Raw genomic sequence first — 16,152 nt, 5'->3', positions numbered from 1 at the left:
CGATCTTGGCCTTAAATGGTAAACATTGTTTCCAAAGACGGCATCGGCGCGAACGAGACCGCTTCCGCCCGGCGGGGCGTTTGTGCGAGAGTGGACCGCAATGACACAGAGAATCGACAACCGGACCCGACGGCGCGAGCCGGGCGAACGGACCGCGACCTTCACCGCCTTCGGCCTCGCCGCCGAGGCCAAGCCCCTGACGCCCGGCCTCTACGTGGTCGCAACCCCCATCGGCAACCTGCAGGACGTGTCCTTCCGCGCCCTGAGCGTGCTGGCCGCGGCGGATGCGATCCTGGCCGAGGACACGCGCGTGACGAAGACGCTGCTCGCCCATTACGGCATCACCACGCCGCTGGTGGCCTATCACGAGCATTCCAACGACGCGGTGCGCGACCGCATGGTTCACCGCATTCGCGAGGGACAGGCCCTGGCGCTCGTATCCGATGCGGGCACGCCGCTCGTCTCGGATCCCGGCTACAAGCTGGTGCAGGCAGCCATCGAGGAGGGCCTGCGTGACGCCCATTCCCGGTCCCTCGGCCGTGCTCACCGCTCTCGTCGCCTCGGGGCTGCCGACCGACCGCTTCTTCTTCGAAGGATTCCTGCCGCCCAAGAGCGCGGCCCGACGCACCCGCCTCGCCGAGCTCGCTCCGATTCCCGGAACGCTCATGCTCTTCGAGGGTCCGCACCGCCTGCCCGAGATGCTGGCCGATGCCGCAGCGGTTCTCGGCGAGCGGCAGGCCGTGGTCGCACGCGAGCTCACCAAGATGTTCGAAACGATCCGACGCGGCACCCTGCCGGAACTCGCGGCGCAATTCGCCGAGGAAGGCCCGCCGAAAGGCGAGATCGTGGTGCTGATCGGCGAGGCGACGAAGGAGATGCAGGCGGTCGAGGCCGATGCAGCGCTCGACGGCAAGCTCGAAGCGGCGCTCAAGAGCCATTCGATCAAAGATGCGGCAGCACTCGTCGCGTCGGATCTCGGCCTGCCGAAGCGGGAGGTTTACGCTCGCGCGCGAACTCGCGAAACGGGGTGCATGAAGACGGCGCCAAAGTATTTTCCGGCGAAGTGGCTGCGATTCGCCGCCAGAAAAGGCGGCGCGACCAGGAAGAGAGCTGATCCATCCGGCATGGAATCAGCGCTCGAGCGGCGGCGCATCACGTTCCTGCGCGGACATCGCGCCGAGTGGATCGCGCTGCTGTTCCTCCTCGCCAAGGGCTATCGCCCGCTTGCACGCCGCTATGCCGCCGCAGGCGGCGAGATCGATCTCATCATGATGCGCGGCGACACGATCGCCTTCGTCGAGGTGAAGGCGCGTGGTTCGATGGACGATGCGCTTTCCGCCATCACGGCCACCAAGCGCCGACGCTTCTCCCGCGCGGCGCTGGCATGGCTTGCGCGCCATCCCCATGCGCAAGGAAAGACATGGCGCGCCGACGCGGTGTTCATCGCGCCGGACCGATGGCCGCAGCACAGGGTATCGGCCTTCGAGCTGGAGATGTCCTGAGACGGACCTCTCGCCGTTTTGCCTGGAGCATCGGGTGTGAAAAGTGGAACCCACTTCCCGCGTTCGATGCTCTAAGCCGCGATCTTTCGCGGATCTCACACGGCGTCGCGGATCATGCGCGCCATTTCCTGAATGATGTGATTGCCGCCGCCTTTCGGCAGGTAGAGATTGACCATGAAGGGCGGAAGCAGCGGCAGACCCGTTTCCGGGCCGAGCACCTCCATATTGGCCGGCACCGTCGATGCCATCCAGGCCATCACGGCAATGTCGGCGGCGACGGTCGCCACCTGCGCGGACGTGTTCGTGACCTCGGATACCGAGCGCCACTCGACCGCTGCCTTCTGCAGGACCTCGCGGATCGGCGCGCGAAAGGCGCAATCCGAGCATCCGATGGAAACGGGAAGCGGACGCTGCCACGCAGCCTCCCCTCCCCGCGCGCCGACCCAGACGAGACGATCCATCACGAGGTTCTCGCCATCCGTATCGCATGCAAGTTCGGTCGCCATCACCACGTCGATCTTTCCGGCGCCGAGCCTCGCGCGAAGGTCGGCGCTCGAACCGCTGTGAAGCGTGATCCGCACCCGGGGGTAGTTGCGCGCGAAATCCTTCAGGAAGGTGGGCAGATAGGTCGTGATGATGTCGCTCGGAATGCCGAGGCGGATCTCGCCCTCGAATTCGGGTGTCGTCATCTCGGTCCAGATCTCGTCGTTCATGGCAAGCAGGCGCTTGGCGCGTCCGAACAGCCGCTCGCCCGCCCGCGTCAGGGTCATCCCCCGCCGGTCGCGGGTGATCAGCTCCTCGCCCAGGATCTCCTCGAGCCGCTTGATCTGCTGGCTCACCGCCGCCTGGGTCAGGTTGAGAACGCCCGAGGCGGCCGTCATGCCGCCTGTATCCACCACCGCCACGAAAGCTCTGAGAAGACTGACGTCCAGGTTGTGAGGCATGGATCGGCTCCATAACGGATCATTATTTTTAACATAATGAACATTCGTTTCCATTATGCAAGGGACGGTCTCATACTCTCCTCATCAACTCAAGGAGAGCGCCATGTCGAACGTTTCGAACACCTGCACCGAAGCCTACGAGACTCCGCGCACCCGCGCCTCCGGCCTCAGGGGCTTCTTCTCGGCCGTCATGCGTGAGATCCGCCTCCGGCGTGCCCTGCGGGAGGTGAGCGCCCTGGACGACGCGATCCTCCAGGATATCGGCCTCGGCCCGAGCCACGGCGCCATCGAGGGTGCCGTCCGCCATGGGCGCGATTGCTAGCGCATCGTGCGAAAAGCCGGATCCACCACTCCTTCGCACGGTGCGCTCATCTATGAAGCGAGCATCGGATCGATCCCAAAAGTGGATTCCACTTTTGGGATCGATGCTCTACGGCGCGAACACGGTGACCGCACCGGGCCTGATGGAGAAATGGGCGGGCGTCCGGGTCACGATCTCGCCATCCGCGTTGATGGGCCTCGGCCTCCTCGTGCGGATGTCGAATTCCCTGGCCCGGATCGCCCGCACCTCGCTCCAGGCGCCATGCTCGCCGTAACGAAAGGAACGCGCCATGAGGGCGAGCTTCCACGCCCGCTCGAATTCGAGGCTGTAGAGATCGAGATGCTGATCGTCGATGGCGGCATCCTTCTCCACGGCATTCCCACCGCCGTAGAAACGCCCGTTTCCGACCGCGATCTGCAGCGTTCGCACCCGGACGGACTCGGCTTCGCTCGTGATCGTCGCCCGGAAGGGCTTGGCCTGAGCCAGAACCTTCATGGCGACGAGCGCGTAGCCGAGCCGTCCGAACCGGCGCTTGATGTCCCGCGTCAGCTTCTGCGCCAGCTCCGCCGAGAGCCCGAGGCTCGCCACATTGAAGAAGGGCTCTCCGTTCACGAGGCCGAGGTCGATCCGGCGGGTGCGCCCGCCGGCGATGACCTGTGCCGCGCCATCGAGGTCGAATGGGATATCGAGCGTCCGCGCCAAATCGTTGGCCGTGCCGAGCGGCAGGATGCCGAGCGGCAACCCGGCCTCGATCACGCCGAGGGCTGCCGCATTCAAGGTTCCGTCGCCTCCGCCGACGACGGCGCATTCCACGCCGTCCCGATGCTTCAATGAGAGGTGACAGATCCTCCCGCCGGCTGCATTCCACGCGAACGGGCTCGATTCCGTGGGATCGAAGAGCCGCGATGGCTGCCTGAGCCTGGGTTTCTCCGCTGCGGCTTTTGGCGTTGATGATGAGGAGAGCGCGGCGTGACATGGCCTATCAGATGTGGAAGCTGGGGCTTATCGGCAAGGGTCCGGCAACGCGCTAAGCGAGGCTGTTCGACAACACCCCTCCACCATTTTCGTTCATTCCGGGGCTCACGAGAGTTGCCTTCCTCGAAAAACAGTCCAATAAACCCGCTTTGCCGGAGCCGATTTCACAAGCCACGAAATCGGCTCCGTTCCTTGCAGCGCCGCATTTCCGATCGGGAACCGTCGCCGGCGAAATGCTCCAGGAGGCCTGACCGATGACCCTCACCGTGGCGATCCAGATGGATCACATCAACAGCATCAAGATCGCGGGCGACACGGGCTTCGGGCTGCTGCTCGAGGCGCAACGGCGAGGCCACCGGATCCTGCACTACACCCCCGACCGCCTGTCGCTCCGCGACGGCAGAGTGGTCGCGATGGTGGATCCGATCACGGTGCGCGACGAGGAAGGAAACCACTACACGCTCGGCGCGCAGGAACGCGTCGACCTCTCGGAAGTGGACGTGGTTCTGATGCGCCAGGACCCACCGTTCGACCTCGCCTACATCACCGCCACGCACTTTCTGGAGCGCATCCATCCGAAGACCCTGGTGGTCAACGACCCGTCCCATGTGCGCAATGCGCCGGAAAAGATCTTCGTCACCCAGTTTCCGCACCTCATGCCGCCGACGCTGATCTCCCGCGACAAGGCGGAGATCGAGGAATTTCGCCGCGAGCACGGCGACGTGGTGATGAAGCCGCTCTATGGCCATGGCGGCGCGAGCGTGTTCAAGGTCGGGCGCGAAGACCCGAATTTCGGCTCGCTCTACGACCTCTTCTCCAACCTGTTCCGCGAGCCCTGGGTGACCCAGCGCTTCCCTCCCGAAGATCACGGAGGGCGACAAGCGCATCATCCTCATCGACGGCGAGGCCGCAGGCGCGATCAACCGTGTTCCGGCGGCCAACGACATCCGCTCGAACATGGTGCGCGGCGGCGCCGCGAAGCCCACGGATCTCACGCCCCGCGAGCGCGAAATCTGCGAGACGATCGGGCCCGACCTGAAGCGCATGGGCCTCATCCTCGTCGGCATCGACGTGATCGACGGGAACCTGACCGAGATCAACGTGACGGCCCCGACGGGCATCCGCGCCATCAAGCGCCTCGGCGGCCCGGACCTCGCGGTCACCGTATGGGATGTCATCGAGAACAAGGTGAAGCGGGGTTGAGGAGACGCTCCGGGCAAAGCGCACTCTGCCTCGAAAACTGAACTCCTCTTCGGAATGCCTGTTCAGGCGGCCAGCTCCGCGATCACCGCATTGAGCACGGGAAAGCCCTTCTCGGTCACGGCAAGGCGTGAACCATCGACGCGGATCAGGCCTTCCTCCTGCAGAATCCGCAGGCCGCGTCGGTTGAGCGCCCTTCCCGTAAAAGCCTCGTAACGGCGCGGATCGATGCCCTCCTTCAGGCGCAGGCCCATGAGGAGGAACTCATCGCCTTCCGCCTCGGAGGTCAAGATCTCCTCCTCGATCACGCCGTGTCCGTCGCGCTCCACTTGCGCGAGCCATGTCTCGGGGTGCTTTTCGGTGGAGGTGGCGAGTCGCGCATTGCCAGTGACGAGCCGGCCATGGGCGCCGGGACCGATGCCCGCATATTCGCCATAGCGCCAGTAGAGCAGATTGTGCCGCGATTCCGCGCCGGTCCTGGCGTGATTCGAGATCTCATAGGCTGGAAGACCATGCTTCTCGCAGGTTTCCTGGGTGATGTCGTAAAGCGCGCGGCCCGTTTCCTCGTCCGGGACCGTGATCTTGCCCGCATCGTAGAGACGCTGGAACCAGGTCCCGGGCTCGATGGTGAGCTGGTAGAGCGAGAGATGCTCCACGGCATAGCCGATGGCCTGTTCGAGTTCGGCCGCCCAGGTGTCGGGCGTATGTCCGGGGCGGGCATAGATCAGATCGAAGGAATAGCGCTCGAAGATGGACGCCGCGATCTTCACGGCCGCCAGGGCTTCGTCGACGGAATGCATCCTGCCCAGGCGCCGCAGATCCGGATCGTTGAGAGCCTGCACGCCCAAGGAGACGCGATTGATGCCGGCCTGGCGATAGCCACGGAACCGCTCCGCCTCGACGCTGGTGGGGTTCGCCTCGAGGGTCACCTCGGCCTTGGAATCGATCGCCCATGCGCCGCCGATGGCGTCGAGGATCGCCCCCACCGTGTCCGGCTTCATGAGCGAGGGTGTGCCGCCGCCGAAGAAGATGCTGGTGACCGTGCGCCCGGGAATGCGCGCCGCCGTATGGGCGATCTCACGCCTGAAGGCCGCCAGAAAGCGGTCCTGATCCACCGGCTGGTGGCGGACATGGCTGTTGAAATCGCAATAAGGGCATTTGGAGGCGCAAAAGGGCCAATGGACGTAAACGCCGAAACCCACATCGCGCGTCGGATGATCGATCATGGGGCGTATATGGCAGCTCTTGCGCTGTCCGTCACGGGTGGCGTTGTCGCGTTGTTGGCAGCCTATCGGGCGAACAGGCGGGATGCGCGGGCATTTCTGAACCTCTTGCGCCGGCGTTTGTTCATCCTTCATACGACCTCTGCCCTAGCGCATCGTGCGGACCCGGCGGGCCGCTCCGAACGATGCGCCATTTAAGGAGTGGAGCATCGGATCGATCCCAAAAGTGGAATCCACTTTTGGGTCCGATGCTCTAGCCTCCCCGAAGGCGGGCGCTTAAGATCGACAGAGGTTGAGTTCAAAAGGACCCATCATGCGGCACTGGCGCGGCCCGTTCGACCGGCAGGGTTATCACCACGGCAATCTGAAGGAGGCGCTGATCGAAGCGGCGCAGCGCTTCATCGCGGAGCGCGGCCTCGGCGGCTTCACCCTGGCGGATGCCGCCAAGCTCGTCGGCGTCACTCCGGCGGCTCTCTATCGTCACTTTCGCGGGCGCGAGGCCCTCGTGGCGGAGGTGGCCTTCCGGGGCTTCGACGAGCTCGCCAAGCGGCTTGGGAAAGCCCTGCAAAGCGAAGGCACGCCTCGGGAGCGCTTCACCCGCATGGGGGAGGCCTATCTGGCCTTCGCCGAGCAGGAGCCGGGCTTTTATGCCGCCATGTTCTCGGCCAAGCCTCTTGAGGGCGAAGGCTGCGGCCCGTGGGGCGCAAGCGCCCCGGAAGGCCCCAAGCGGACCAACGGCGCCTTCGACTACCTGGTCGAAGCGCTCACGAAAACGTACCCGGAAGGGTTCCAGAGCGTGGATGTCCGCTTCATCGCCCTCGAAGTCTGGGCCCTCTCCCACGGCATCGCCACGCTCGATGCCGCCGGCCAGCTCCCGAAGGGGCCCAACCTGCCGGACAAGTACGAGCTTCTCCGGGCGGGCGTCCTGGCCCTCGTCCACGGCGCCTTGAAGGACCAGCGGGGGACGACATCCCGCTGAGACCCGCTCCCGCGACCAGGGCCTCGCGCCCCCTCGCTCCGCGCCTCGTCCAAAAAATCGCGAGAAACTCCCTTGAAAGCGCCGAAATCGATCCGCATGTTAATGTTGTTAGCATTAACATAGCGAGACCCTACGATGTCTGACACTGCTTCAACCGCCTGGAATCAGGGCCCGCATGCGGGACCTTGGAATGCCGGTGCTCACCGTCGCTGCGGGCGCTCCCCCCGACGCGGTCTGGAGATCGCCGGAATCGTTCTGGGCTTCATTTGGTTCTGGCCGCTCGCGCTGGCATATCTGGTGTGGAAAATGTGTGGATACCCGAAATACGACGAGGCGAGAGCCTTCTTCCGTGACACCCTCGGCCGGGCCAAGGACGACTTCTTCGGCGCGCGCGGGCCCGCCGGCGGCTTCGGCTATGCGAGCTCGGGCAATGCGGCCTTCGACGATTACCGCCGCAGCGAGCTGGAGCGCCTCGAGGAAGAGCGCCGCAAGCTCGACGAGGAAGCCCGCGCTTTCCGCGACTTCGTGGAAGAGCTGAAGCGTGCCAAGGACCGCGACGAATTCGACGCCTTCATGGCCAAGCGCCGCGGCAACGGCCCGACGAACGTTTAAGCCTCTGAAAACGTTTAAGTCTGTGAATAAGTGAAGCGCCCTACGGGGCGCTTCTTCGTTTTGGGGTCAGAATTGCTTTGCATGAAGATAGAGGCGCAGCTCATGCAAATGGCGCCCCCAGTGGGCCTGGTATCCAAGGCGGAAATGCCAGCAAGCATCATCCGGCCCAAGGTTGCGCCAGCGCCAGAAGATTTCTCTGAGATCGCGAGCGATGTCGCTGATATCGTCGATCGCGTCGCCAACCAGAGCCTGTGCATGCGACACGCCCAAAGGATCGGCGGTTCCGTAGAGGCCCAGGTCGGGGAACAATTCCTCAACCCGGCGACGGATGTGTCTATAGTCTTCGAGCGGAGGCTCAGCGCCACTTTCCGAAGGTGTCCCGAGGGTGGTATCGTGACAGGCGAGAGCCAAAGCATCGAGAGCCTTGGCGAGCGCCTCATCGCCGACAGGGCCGTCCTGGTCGAGCAGGCTCAAAAATCCTTTGACGGCTTCTATCATCGACACATTCAGGCAGAAGCCTTCAAACACCCCGCCGCGAGCTTCAGAAAGGCCCGCGCCCGGTGCGAGAGCCCTTCCGGCTCCGGCTTCGACCAGTCGATGCCGTGTTTCTCGTCCGACGACAGCTCGCCGAAGGTCTGGTCGAACCCGTCCGGCTGGAACATCGGATCGTAGCCGAACCCCTTCTCGCCCCGCGGCGGCCACACGACGTTTCCGAACACGCGGCCCTCGAACAGCTCCTCGTGGCCGTCGGGCCAGGCAACGACGAGGGCGGAGACGAAGTGAGCGCGCGTGTCGGCGGCCTCGCGCTTTTCCAATTCACGATGCACCCGCGCCATGGCGGCGGAAAAATCCCGGTTCGGGCCGGCCCAGTCCGCCGTGAACAATCCGGGCGCGCCGTCGAGCGCATGGACGCACAGGCCGGAATCGTCCGAAAAGGCCGGCAGACCCGTGGCTTTGGCCGCGGCATGCGCCTTGATGGCCGCGTTCTCGGCGAACATGTGACCCGTCTCGTCGGGAACGGGAAGACCGAGCTCGCCCGCCGATACGGCCTCGATGCCGAAGGGAGCCAGGAGTTCCTGCATCTCGCGCAGCTTGCCCGCATTGTGGGTCGCGATGACGACCTTACCGTCGAGAGGACGATGCTGCATCATGCCACCGCCTTCTTCTGAAGGTCGACGAGCTGCGCCACGCCTGCCTTGGCAAGGCGCAGCAGGTTCAGGAACTCCTCTTCCGAGAAGGGCTTTCCTTCCGCCGTGCCCTGCACTTCGACGATGCCGCCCGAGCCCGTGATGACGAAATTCGCATCGGTTTCGGCAGCGGAATCCTCCGCGTAGTCCAGATCGAGGACCGGCTGGCCCTGATAGATCCCGCAGGATATGGCCGCGACGGGCTCGCGCAGCGGGTTGATGGAGATGATCGAACGGCTCTGCATCCAGGTGAAGCATTCGTGCAGGGCGACCCAGGCTCCGGTGATGGACGCCGTGCGGGTCCCGCCATCGGCCTGGATCACATCGCAATCGAGCACGATCTGACGCTCGCCGATGGCCGGCAGGTTCACCACGGCGCGGAGCGAGCGGCCGATGAGGCGCTGGATTTCCTGCGTCCGGCCGGAAGGCTTGCCCGAATTGACCTCGCGCTTGGTGCGTTCATGCGTGGCGCGCGGCAGCATGGAATACTCCGCCGTCACCCAGCCTCTGCCGGTGCCCCGCAGCCACGGGGGACCCTTTTCCTCCAGCGAGGCGGTGCAAAGCACCTTGGTATTGCCGAAGGACACGAGACAGGAACCCTCCGCATAGCGCGCGACGCTACGCTCCAAAGTGACGGGACGCAGTTCGTCGGGGGCGCGTTTGGACGGACGCATGTTCGTGATCTCCATAAGCCTTAAGTCTTGTCTGAGTGCCTGTTTGAGGCCATGGCGGCCATTAAGCAAGCGCGAGCCTTGCCTAAAGCATCGCCCATCCGCACATAATGTTCACTTGCACGGTGGAATTGTGAACGGGTAGAACCCTTTACATGCACGCAACCGGTTCCTTCTCGAATCTCTCGGATGCCCGCGCCATCGCGGAGCTGAACGACCGTTCCCGCGAGATCTTCCGCCAGATCGTCGAGAGCTATCTTGTGACCGGCGAGCCGGTCGGCTCGCGCCATCTTTCGCGCCTCCTCCCGATGACGCTCTCTCCGGCCTCGATCCGCAACGTCATGGCGGATCTGGAGGCGGCGGGCCTGATCTTCGCACCCCACACCAGCGCCGGTCGCCTCCCGACGGAAATCGGCCTCCGCTTCTTCGTGGACGCCATGCTGGAGATCGGCGACGTGACGGCCGACGAGCGGGCCCGCATCGAGGCGCAGATGCGGGCGGCGGCAAGCGGACACACCTTGGAAACCGCCCTGGCCGAGGCCTCGGCTCTCCTGTCGGGGGTCTCGCGTGGCGCGGGCGTCGTGGTCACGTCGAAATCCAATGCGCGCCTGAAGCATATCGAATTCGTCCGGCTCGATCCCACCCGGGCGCTCGTGGTGCTGGTCTCGGAGGACGGCTCCGTCGAGAATCGCCTCCTCGACCTGCCGGCCGGTCTGCCGGCGGGTGCGCTGGTCGAAGCGGGCAATTTTCTCAACGCCCGGATCCAGGGCAAGACCCTGGGCGACATCAGGACCGAGGTCGAGGCGCGGCGCGCGGACATGGAGCGGGAGCTGGACGGTTTGACCGCCAGGCTCGTGGAGGCCGGGCTCGCCACCACGGTCGGTCCGGCGGAATCGCGCCAGCTCATCGTGCGCGGCCAGGCGAACCTGCTCGACGACCTGAAGGCCGTCGAGGATCTGGAGCGCATCCGCCTGCTCTTTTCCGATCTCGAAACGCAAACCGACGTCATCGATCTGCTCAGCCGCGCGGAAGGCGGCGAAGGGGTCCGCATCTTCATCGGCTCCGAGAACAAGCTCTTCTCGCTCTCCGGCTCCTCGATGATCGCGGCGCCCTTCAGGGACGCGAGCCAGAAGATCGTCGGCGTTCTCGGCGTGATCGGCCCGACGCGGCTCAATTACGCCCGGATCGTCCCGATGGTCGACTACACCGCCAAGGTCATCTCACGAATTCTTGAACAGGGCCGCTGAAAGCCGAGCTTGCCGCCGTCTCGAAGCGCCATCGAGACAGACATCCCGCTCGATCGGGTGGAACGGATGCGTGGGCGAAATCGGCCTTCGGCACTCCGATCGGCCCGCAGCACACTGTCCCATGAAGGGAACCTTCTCCTCGCCGAGCGTTAAACCTCCGTGCCGTGAAAGCGGCCGACTCTCTCATCTACTCTGGAGGTTTCTGTGAAGACGCTTTCGATTATCGCCAGCACCGGTCTCATGGTGCTCGGTACCATCGGCCTTGCGCAGGCTCAGGTCAGCGGAACGCCCAACTCTCCTTTCCCGAACGCTGCGCCCCATGAAATCCGGACGATCAATGGCGTGCCGTGCCGCACCGTTCTGGACCGCGAGAGCGGCCAGCGGGTTCCGGTACTGTGCGCCGCCCCGACCGGCATGGTCGGCCTCGACCCGATGGCGACCGGCAGCATTCTCGTCGCCCCTCCGGCCGGCGCTGCGGTCTCCGGAACTCCGGTTTCCGCCTTTCCGAATGCCGCGCCGCATGAGATCCGCGTGATCAACGGCGTGCCGTGCCGCACGGTCCTCGTCCAGGGCACGAATGAGCGCGTTCCCGTCGAGTGCGCCCGCTAACAGGCCTTCCCCGATAACAGGCCTTCCTCCAAGGCACGACAAGCGCCCGTGAGCCTTGCCGTGCCTTGGTCCGGTTCAGGGCAAAGATCCCGCGGGAAACGTCCGGAAACGGACTCATCGCCCGGATCCAAGGGGTCGCCCCTCTCGCCCCATCTCCGCCCTCGGCCAGAACCTCGCCATCGTGTCGCCGTGGCAATGCGGCATCGGCCGTCATGGCTCCCGCCTCTCGGGGACGCCACCGGAATTCCCCTCTCGGCCGGGTTGCGCCAAGGATCTCTCACCACGATATTCCGGCTCGGATGACGAGCCCCGAACGAGGCGGGCGGCCAAAATATCGGCGCGTCACCGCCTTCCCTTGGCATTATGGGGCCGGGCTGCTATTGCCCGGCCAGCGGGGTTTCCTGCCCGCCCGAGTTTAGCGATGACCGTACGTACGTTCGACAATATCCGGAATTTCTCCATCGTGGCGCATATCGACCACGGCAAGTCGACCTTGGCCGACCGCCTGATCCAGACCACGGGGGCGCTTACCGCCCGTGAGATGACGGAGCAGGTGCTCGACAACATGGACATCGAGCGTGAGCGCGGCATCACCATCAAGGCGCAGACCGTGCGCCTGGAATACAAGGCGCAGGACGGCCAGACCTATATCCTGAACCTCATGGACACCCCCGGCCACGTGGACTTCGCCTATGAGGTGTCCCGGTCGCTCGCCGCCTGCGAGGGTTCCCTGCTGGTGGTCGACGCCTCCCAGGGCGTCGAGGCCCAGACGCTCGCCAACGTCTACCAGGCCATCGACGCCAACCACGACATCGTGCCCATCCTCAACAAGATCGACCTGCCCGCCGCCGATCCGGACCGGATCAAGGAGCAGATCGAGGAGGTGATCGGCATCGACGCCTCGGATGCGGTTCCGATCTCGGCGAAGACCGGGCTGAACATCGAAGGCGTCCTCGAGGCCATCGTCCAGAAGCTGCCGCCGCCCAAGGGCGACAAGGAAGCGCCGCTGAAGGCGATGCTCGTCGATTCCTGGTACGACGCCTATCTCGGCGTGGTCGTGCTCGTGCGCATCATCGACGGCACGCTGAAGAAGGGCCAGGCCATCAAGATGATGGGAACCGGAGCCACCTACGGCGTCGACAAGGTCGGCGTGTTCCGGCCCAAGATGACCGATGTGGACGTGCTCGGCCCCGGCGAGGTCGGCTTCCTGACCGCCTCGATCAAGGAAGTGGCCGATACCCGCGTCGGCGACACCATCACCGACGACCGCAAGCCCACGGCGGAAGCCCTTCCCGGCTTCAAGCCCGTGCAGCCGGTAGTGTTCTGCGGCCTCTTTCCCGTGGACGCCGCCGACTTCGAGAACCTGCGCGCCGCCATGGGCAAGCTGCGCCTGAACGACGCGAGCTTCACCTACGAGATGGAGACCTCGGCGGCCCTCGGCTTCGGCTTCCGCTGCGGCTTCCTGGGGCTTCTGCATCTCGAAATCATCCAGGAGCGCCTGGAGCGGGAATTCAATCTCGACCTCATCTCCACCGCGCCGTCCGTGGTCTATCACCTGCGCATGACCGACGGCACGCTGAAGGAGCTGCACAACCCGGCCGACATGCCGGACGTCATGCAGATCGAGACCATCGAGGAGCCGTGGATCCGCGCCACGATCCTCACGCCGGACGATTACCTCGGCTCCGTGCTCAAGCTCTGCCAGGACCGCCGCGGCGTGCAGATCGACCTCAACTATGTCGGCAAGCGCGCCATGGTGGTCTACGACCTGCCGCTCAACGAGGTGGTGTTCGATTTCTACGACCGCCTGAAGTCGGTCTCGAAGGGCTACGCCTCGTTCGACTACCACATCTCCGACTATCGCGAGGGCGATCTCGTGAAGATGTCCGTGCTGGTGAACGGAGAGCCGGTGGATGCGCTCTCGATGCTGGTGCACCGCACCCGCGCCGAGGGTCGCGGACGGGCCATGTGCGAGAAGCTCAAAGAGCTGATCCCGCCGCATATGTTCCAGATTCCCGTGCAGGCGGCCATCGGCGGCAAGATCATCGCGCGCGAAACCATCCGTGCGCTCCGCAAGGACGTGACCGCCAAGTGCTACGGCGGCGACGCCAGCCGCAAGCGCAAGCTGCTCTCGACAAGCAGAAGGAAGGCAAGAAGCGGATGCGCCAGTACGGCAAGGTCGACATCCCGCAGGAAGCCTTCATCGCCGCGCTGAAGATGGATTCCTGAGGGCCCGCAAAGCGCTTGTCTCCCCAAAAGGCCCGGCTTGATCCCAAGCCGGGCCTTTTGCCGTGGCGAACAACCCTCGGAACCTCGCCCCGCGGGCAGAGTTCAACACAGGCACAGGGCTTAAAGCCGTCAACCTTCCTTGTCCGCAGTACGGGGTCTCTCGACGCCGGGCTTCGGCACGTCGGTCGGGGCTTGCGGCCGTTCGCAATCCGTGCGCGGGACCGCCGGGCCCCGACAAGAGCCTTTTCTGCAAAAGTGGATGCCGGTTTTGCGAAGAAAAGGCGTCTTTCTCAAACAACAGGAGCCTTTTCCATGAACCGAAGGTCATGGAAAAGGCTCTAGGGAGAGTCATTAGGGAGAGTCATGCCTTCATCACTGCGGAACACGCTTCCGACCCTCTTCGCGCTCCTGTTCGGCTACGCCCTCATGCAGATCGGCAACACGCTGCAAGGCACCTTGCTGAGCGTGCGCGGAAGCCTCGAGCATTTCTCTCCGACGCAGATCGGCGCCGTCGGTGCGGCATTCTGGGTCGGCATCGTCATCGGCTCCCTCTGGGCCGGCCGGGTGATCAAGCAGGTCGGGCATGCCCGCACCTTCGCGGCGCTTGCGGCCGTCGCCTCATCCGTTGCGCTTCTGCATCTTCTGGTGATCACGCCGATGATCTGGATCGCCGCAAGGGGGCTCACCGGCTTCTGTTTCGCCGGATTGTTCATTGTCGTGGAAAGCTGGCTCAACGCCGCCGCGACGCCGCGCAATCGCGGCCAGATCCTCGGCCTTTACGGCATGACGGGCCTGATCGCGGGAATCGGCGGACAGATGCTCCTGCCGGCGAGCGATCCGGCCGGCTTCAGACTGTTCTGTTTCGCCGCCATGCTCATCTCTCTCGCATTGGTGCCCATGGCCCTTTCGCGCGCCAGCGCCCCGGCGCATGCGGTCGGCGAGGCTTCGATCGACTTGAGGCGTCTCTATCGCCAGTCCCCCTTCGGCGTCGTCGGAGCCATTCTCTGCGGCATGACGACGAGTTCGTTCTTCGCCCTCGGCCCCGTCTGGGCTCAGCAACGGGGACTGAGCACGACGGAGATCGCCGTCTTCATGGCCTGCGGAACGCTCGGCGGCTTCCTGACCACCTGGCCGCTCGGCTGGCTCTCCGACCGCATGGACCGGCGCTACGTCATCATCGGGGCCTCGGCGATGGCGGCGACGATTCTGGCCGCGCTCGTCCATTTCGTGCCCGAGGGCGTGGCCGTTTGGCTGCTCTTCATCTATGGAGCGATCTTCGGCGGCAGCGTCATTCCCACCTACAGCATCGTCGCCGCGCACGTGAACGACATGGTCAAGCCGGGCGAATTCGTCTCGGCCTCGGGCGGCCTTCTCATCCTTCAGGGATTGGGCGCCGCATCGGGACCGATGATCGCGGGCTTGGCCATGTCGCAGTTCGGAAGAGTCGGGCTTCCCTATGTCGTCATCGTGGCCCAGGCCCTGATGGCCCTGTGGGGGGCCTATCGAAGCCTGCAGCGCCCTGCCCCGTCCGACGAAGACAAGGAAGAGTTCTTTCCGGAGCCCGCGGTTCCCGTGGGCACGGCACTGTTGCCGGCCCACGAGAGCGCGCGCTGAGGAAGGTGCGTTCACACCACCAGCGACTGCCCGCCGTCGATCCAGACCGGCGTTCCCGTGATGTGCCGGGCGCGGTCGGAAGCGAGAAAGAGCACGAGCTCGGCCACTTCCTCGCTTGTCCCCGCCTTGCACCCCGTGAGCGGAATCGAGCCTTCGGGATAGTCGGCCGGCACCTTGGCCTCCTCGGTATTCCGCCGCTGCGTGTTGTCCTGGATCTCGGTATCGATCCGGCCGGGGCAGACCACGTTGACCCGGATCTTGTGCTTGGCGAGCTCCACCGCCAACATCTGGGCCATCGCCACTTGCGCGGCCTTGGTGGCGGAATAGGCCGTGGCGCCTGCGCTCGTGAAGGTGCGCGAGCCGTTGATGGACGCCGTGATGACGATCGAACCGCCGGCCCGCTTCAGATGCGGGACGGCATGATGGAGCGTCAGATAGGTTCCGCGCAGGTTCGTGTTGATGGTGCGGTCCCATTCCTCCGGCTGCAATTCGTCGATGGGCGCCCACATGCCGTTGATGCCCGCATTGGCGAAGACGATGTCGAGCCGGCCATAGGTCTCGACCAGGCCCGTCACGGCGGCCTTCATCTGGGCATCGTCCGCCACATCCGCCACGAGCGGAATGGCTTTCCCGCCGGCGCGGACGATCTCCTCCGCCGTCTCGCGGATCTCGCTCTCCGTATGGCTCAGCACCCCCACCATCGCGCCCTCCCGCGCGAAACGCAGGGCCGTCGCCTTGCCGATTCCGGATCCTGCGCCTGTCACGAGCGCAACCTTGCCCTGAAGTCCATGTCGACGTCTCCTTCCATGTCCGAACCGCCATGTCCGAACCGCCATGT

14 protein-coding genes and 3 pseudogenes are annotated in these 16,152 nt (G+C 64.8%); 10 read left to right on the top strand and 7 right to left on the bottom strand.

The features are described 5' to 3' along the window. Positions 1–100: 100 nt before the first annotated feature. Both rsmI and RE429_RS04595 read left to right on the top strand, forming a co-directional pair. Positions 101–1,010, top strand: a pseudogene (rsmI, locus tag RE429_RS04600) (16S rRNA (cytidine(1402)-2'-O)-methyltransferase); the annotation flags it as partial. A 114-nt stretch (positions 1,011–1,124) separates the two neighbouring features. Then, positions 1,125–1,502 (top strand): YraN family protein, encoded by a 378-nt coding sequence (locus RE429_RS04595; RefSeq protein ID WP_414474121.1) that lies wholly within the window; start codon positions 1,125–1,127, stop codon positions 1,500–1,502. A 95-nt stretch (positions 1,503–1,597) separates the two neighbouring features. On the opposite strand, the gene RE429_RS04590 is transcribed toward RE429_RS04595, so the two are convergent. Next, positions 1,598–2,446, bottom strand: a complete 849-nt coding sequence (locus RE429_RS04590; RefSeq protein ID WP_414473184.1) for a LysR family transcriptional regulator — start codon at positions 2,444–2,446, stop codon at positions 1,598–1,600. 103 nt (positions 2,447–2,549) lie between these two features. Between RE429_RS04590 and RE429_RS04585 the strand changes: the two genes are divergently transcribed. Continuing rightward, entirely contained in the window at positions 2,550–2,768 is a 219-nt protein-coding gene (locus RE429_RS04585; protein WP_414473183.1) for a DUF1127 domain-containing protein, read from the top strand. A 108-nt stretch (positions 2,769–2,876) separates the two neighbouring features. Here the strand turns inward: RE429_RS04585 and RE429_RS04580 are convergent, their stop codons facing one another. Next, positions 2,877–3,599, bottom strand: coding sequence for a lipid kinase (locus tag RE429_RS04580; protein WP_414473182.1), 723 nt, complete (start codon positions 3,597–3,599; stop codon positions 2,877–2,879). Between the two features lie 398 nt (positions 3,600–3,997). On the opposite strand from RE429_RS04580, the pseudogene gshB reads away from it, so the two are divergent. Continuing rightward, positions 3,998–4,946, top strand: a pseudogene (gene gshB, locus RE429_RS04575) (glutathione synthase). 62 nt (positions 4,947–5,008) lie between these two features. Here the strand turns inward: gshB and hemW are convergent. Then, positions 5,009–6,169 carry a radical SAM family heme chaperone HemW gene (hemW, locus tag RE429_RS04570; RefSeq protein WP_414473181.1) on the bottom strand — a complete coding sequence of 387 codons (1,161 nt, stop codon included), beginning with the start codon at positions 6,167–6,169 and terminating at the stop codon, positions 5,009–5,011. 310 nt (positions 6,170–6,479) lie between these two features. On the opposite strand from hemW, the gene RE429_RS04565 reads away from it, so the two are divergent. Further along, positions 6,480–7,145: a TetR/AcrR family transcriptional regulator gene (locus RE429_RS04565; protein ID WP_414473180.1), complete on the top strand. Its 666-nt coding sequence runs from the start codon at positions 6,480–6,482 to the stop codon at positions 7,143–7,145. A 135-nt stretch (positions 7,146–7,280) separates the two neighbouring features. Next, complete coding sequence (locus RE429_RS04560) at positions 7,281–7,757, top strand: DUF2852 domain-containing protein (RefSeq protein ID WP_414473179.1); 477 nt, start codon at positions 7,281–7,283, stop codon at positions 7,755–7,757. A gap of 66 nt (positions 7,758–7,823) precedes the next feature. On the opposite strand, the gene RE429_RS04555 is transcribed toward RE429_RS04560, so the two are convergent. The 3 genes from RE429_RS04555 to rph are packed head-to-tail and all read right to left on the bottom strand — an operon-like array spanning position 7,824 to position 9,618. Continuing rightward, positions 7,824–8,285, bottom strand: a complete 462-nt coding sequence (locus RE429_RS04555) for a hypothetical protein (RefSeq protein WP_414473178.1) — start codon at positions 8,283–8,285, stop codon at positions 7,824–7,826. After that, positions 8,264–8,908 carry an RdgB/HAM1 family non-canonical purine NTP pyrophosphatase gene (gene rdgB / locus RE429_RS04550; RefSeq protein ID WP_414473177.1) on the bottom strand — a complete coding sequence of 215 codons (645 nt, stop codon included), beginning with the start codon at positions 8,906–8,908 and terminating at the stop codon, positions 8,264–8,266. Before rdgB ends, RE429_RS04555 begins: the two co-directional genes overlap by 22 nt. Further along, complete coding sequence (gene rph, locus RE429_RS04545) at positions 8,905–9,618, bottom strand: ribonuclease PH (protein WP_414473176.1); 714 nt, start codon at positions 9,616–9,618, stop codon at positions 8,905–8,907. Before rph ends, rdgB begins: the two co-directional genes overlap by 4 nt. Before the next feature lie 152 nt (positions 9,619–9,770). Between rph and hrcA the strand changes: the two genes are divergently transcribed. The 4 genes and pseudogenes from hrcA (at position 9,771) to RE429_RS04525 (ending at position 15,314) form a co-directional block, all read left to right on the top strand. Continuing rightward, positions 9,771–10,862 carry a heat-inducible transcriptional repressor HrcA gene (gene hrcA / locus RE429_RS04540; RefSeq protein WP_414473175.1) on the top strand — a complete coding sequence of 364 codons (1,092 nt, stop codon included), beginning with the start codon at positions 9,771–9,773 and terminating at the stop codon, positions 10,860–10,862. Between the two features lie 204 nt (positions 10,863–11,066). Next, positions 11,067–11,471, top strand: a complete 405-nt coding sequence (locus RE429_RS04535) for a hypothetical protein (protein ID WP_414473174.1) — start codon at positions 11,067–11,069, stop codon at positions 11,469–11,471. Between the two features lie 421 nt (positions 11,472–11,892). After that, positions 11,893–13,700: pseudogene (gene lepA, locus RE429_RS04530) on the top strand (translation elongation factor 4). 363 nt (positions 13,701–14,063) lie between these two features. Continuing rightward, positions 14,064–15,314, top strand: coding sequence for an MFS transporter (locus RE429_RS04525; RefSeq protein WP_414473173.1), 1,251 nt, complete (start codon positions 14,064–14,066; stop codon positions 15,312–15,314). A gap of 11 nt (positions 15,315–15,325) precedes the next feature. Here RE429_RS04525 and RE429_RS04520 read toward each other — a convergent pair whose 3' ends face one another. After that, positions 15,326–16,150, bottom strand: a complete 825-nt coding sequence (locus tag RE429_RS04520) for an SDR family oxidoreductase (RefSeq protein ID WP_414473172.1) — start codon at positions 16,148–16,150, stop codon at positions 15,326–15,328. Positions 16,151–16,152 lie beyond the last annotated feature (2 nt).

The sequence above is a fragment of the Microvirga sp. M2 genome (assembly GCF_047497095.1).
Taxonomy (GTDB): Bacteria; Pseudomonadota; Alphaproteobacteria; order Rhizobiales; family Beijerinckiaceae; genus Microvirga.
Note: the sequence above shows the minus strand (reverse complement) of the source record. Positions and strands in the feature narration are given on the sequence as shown.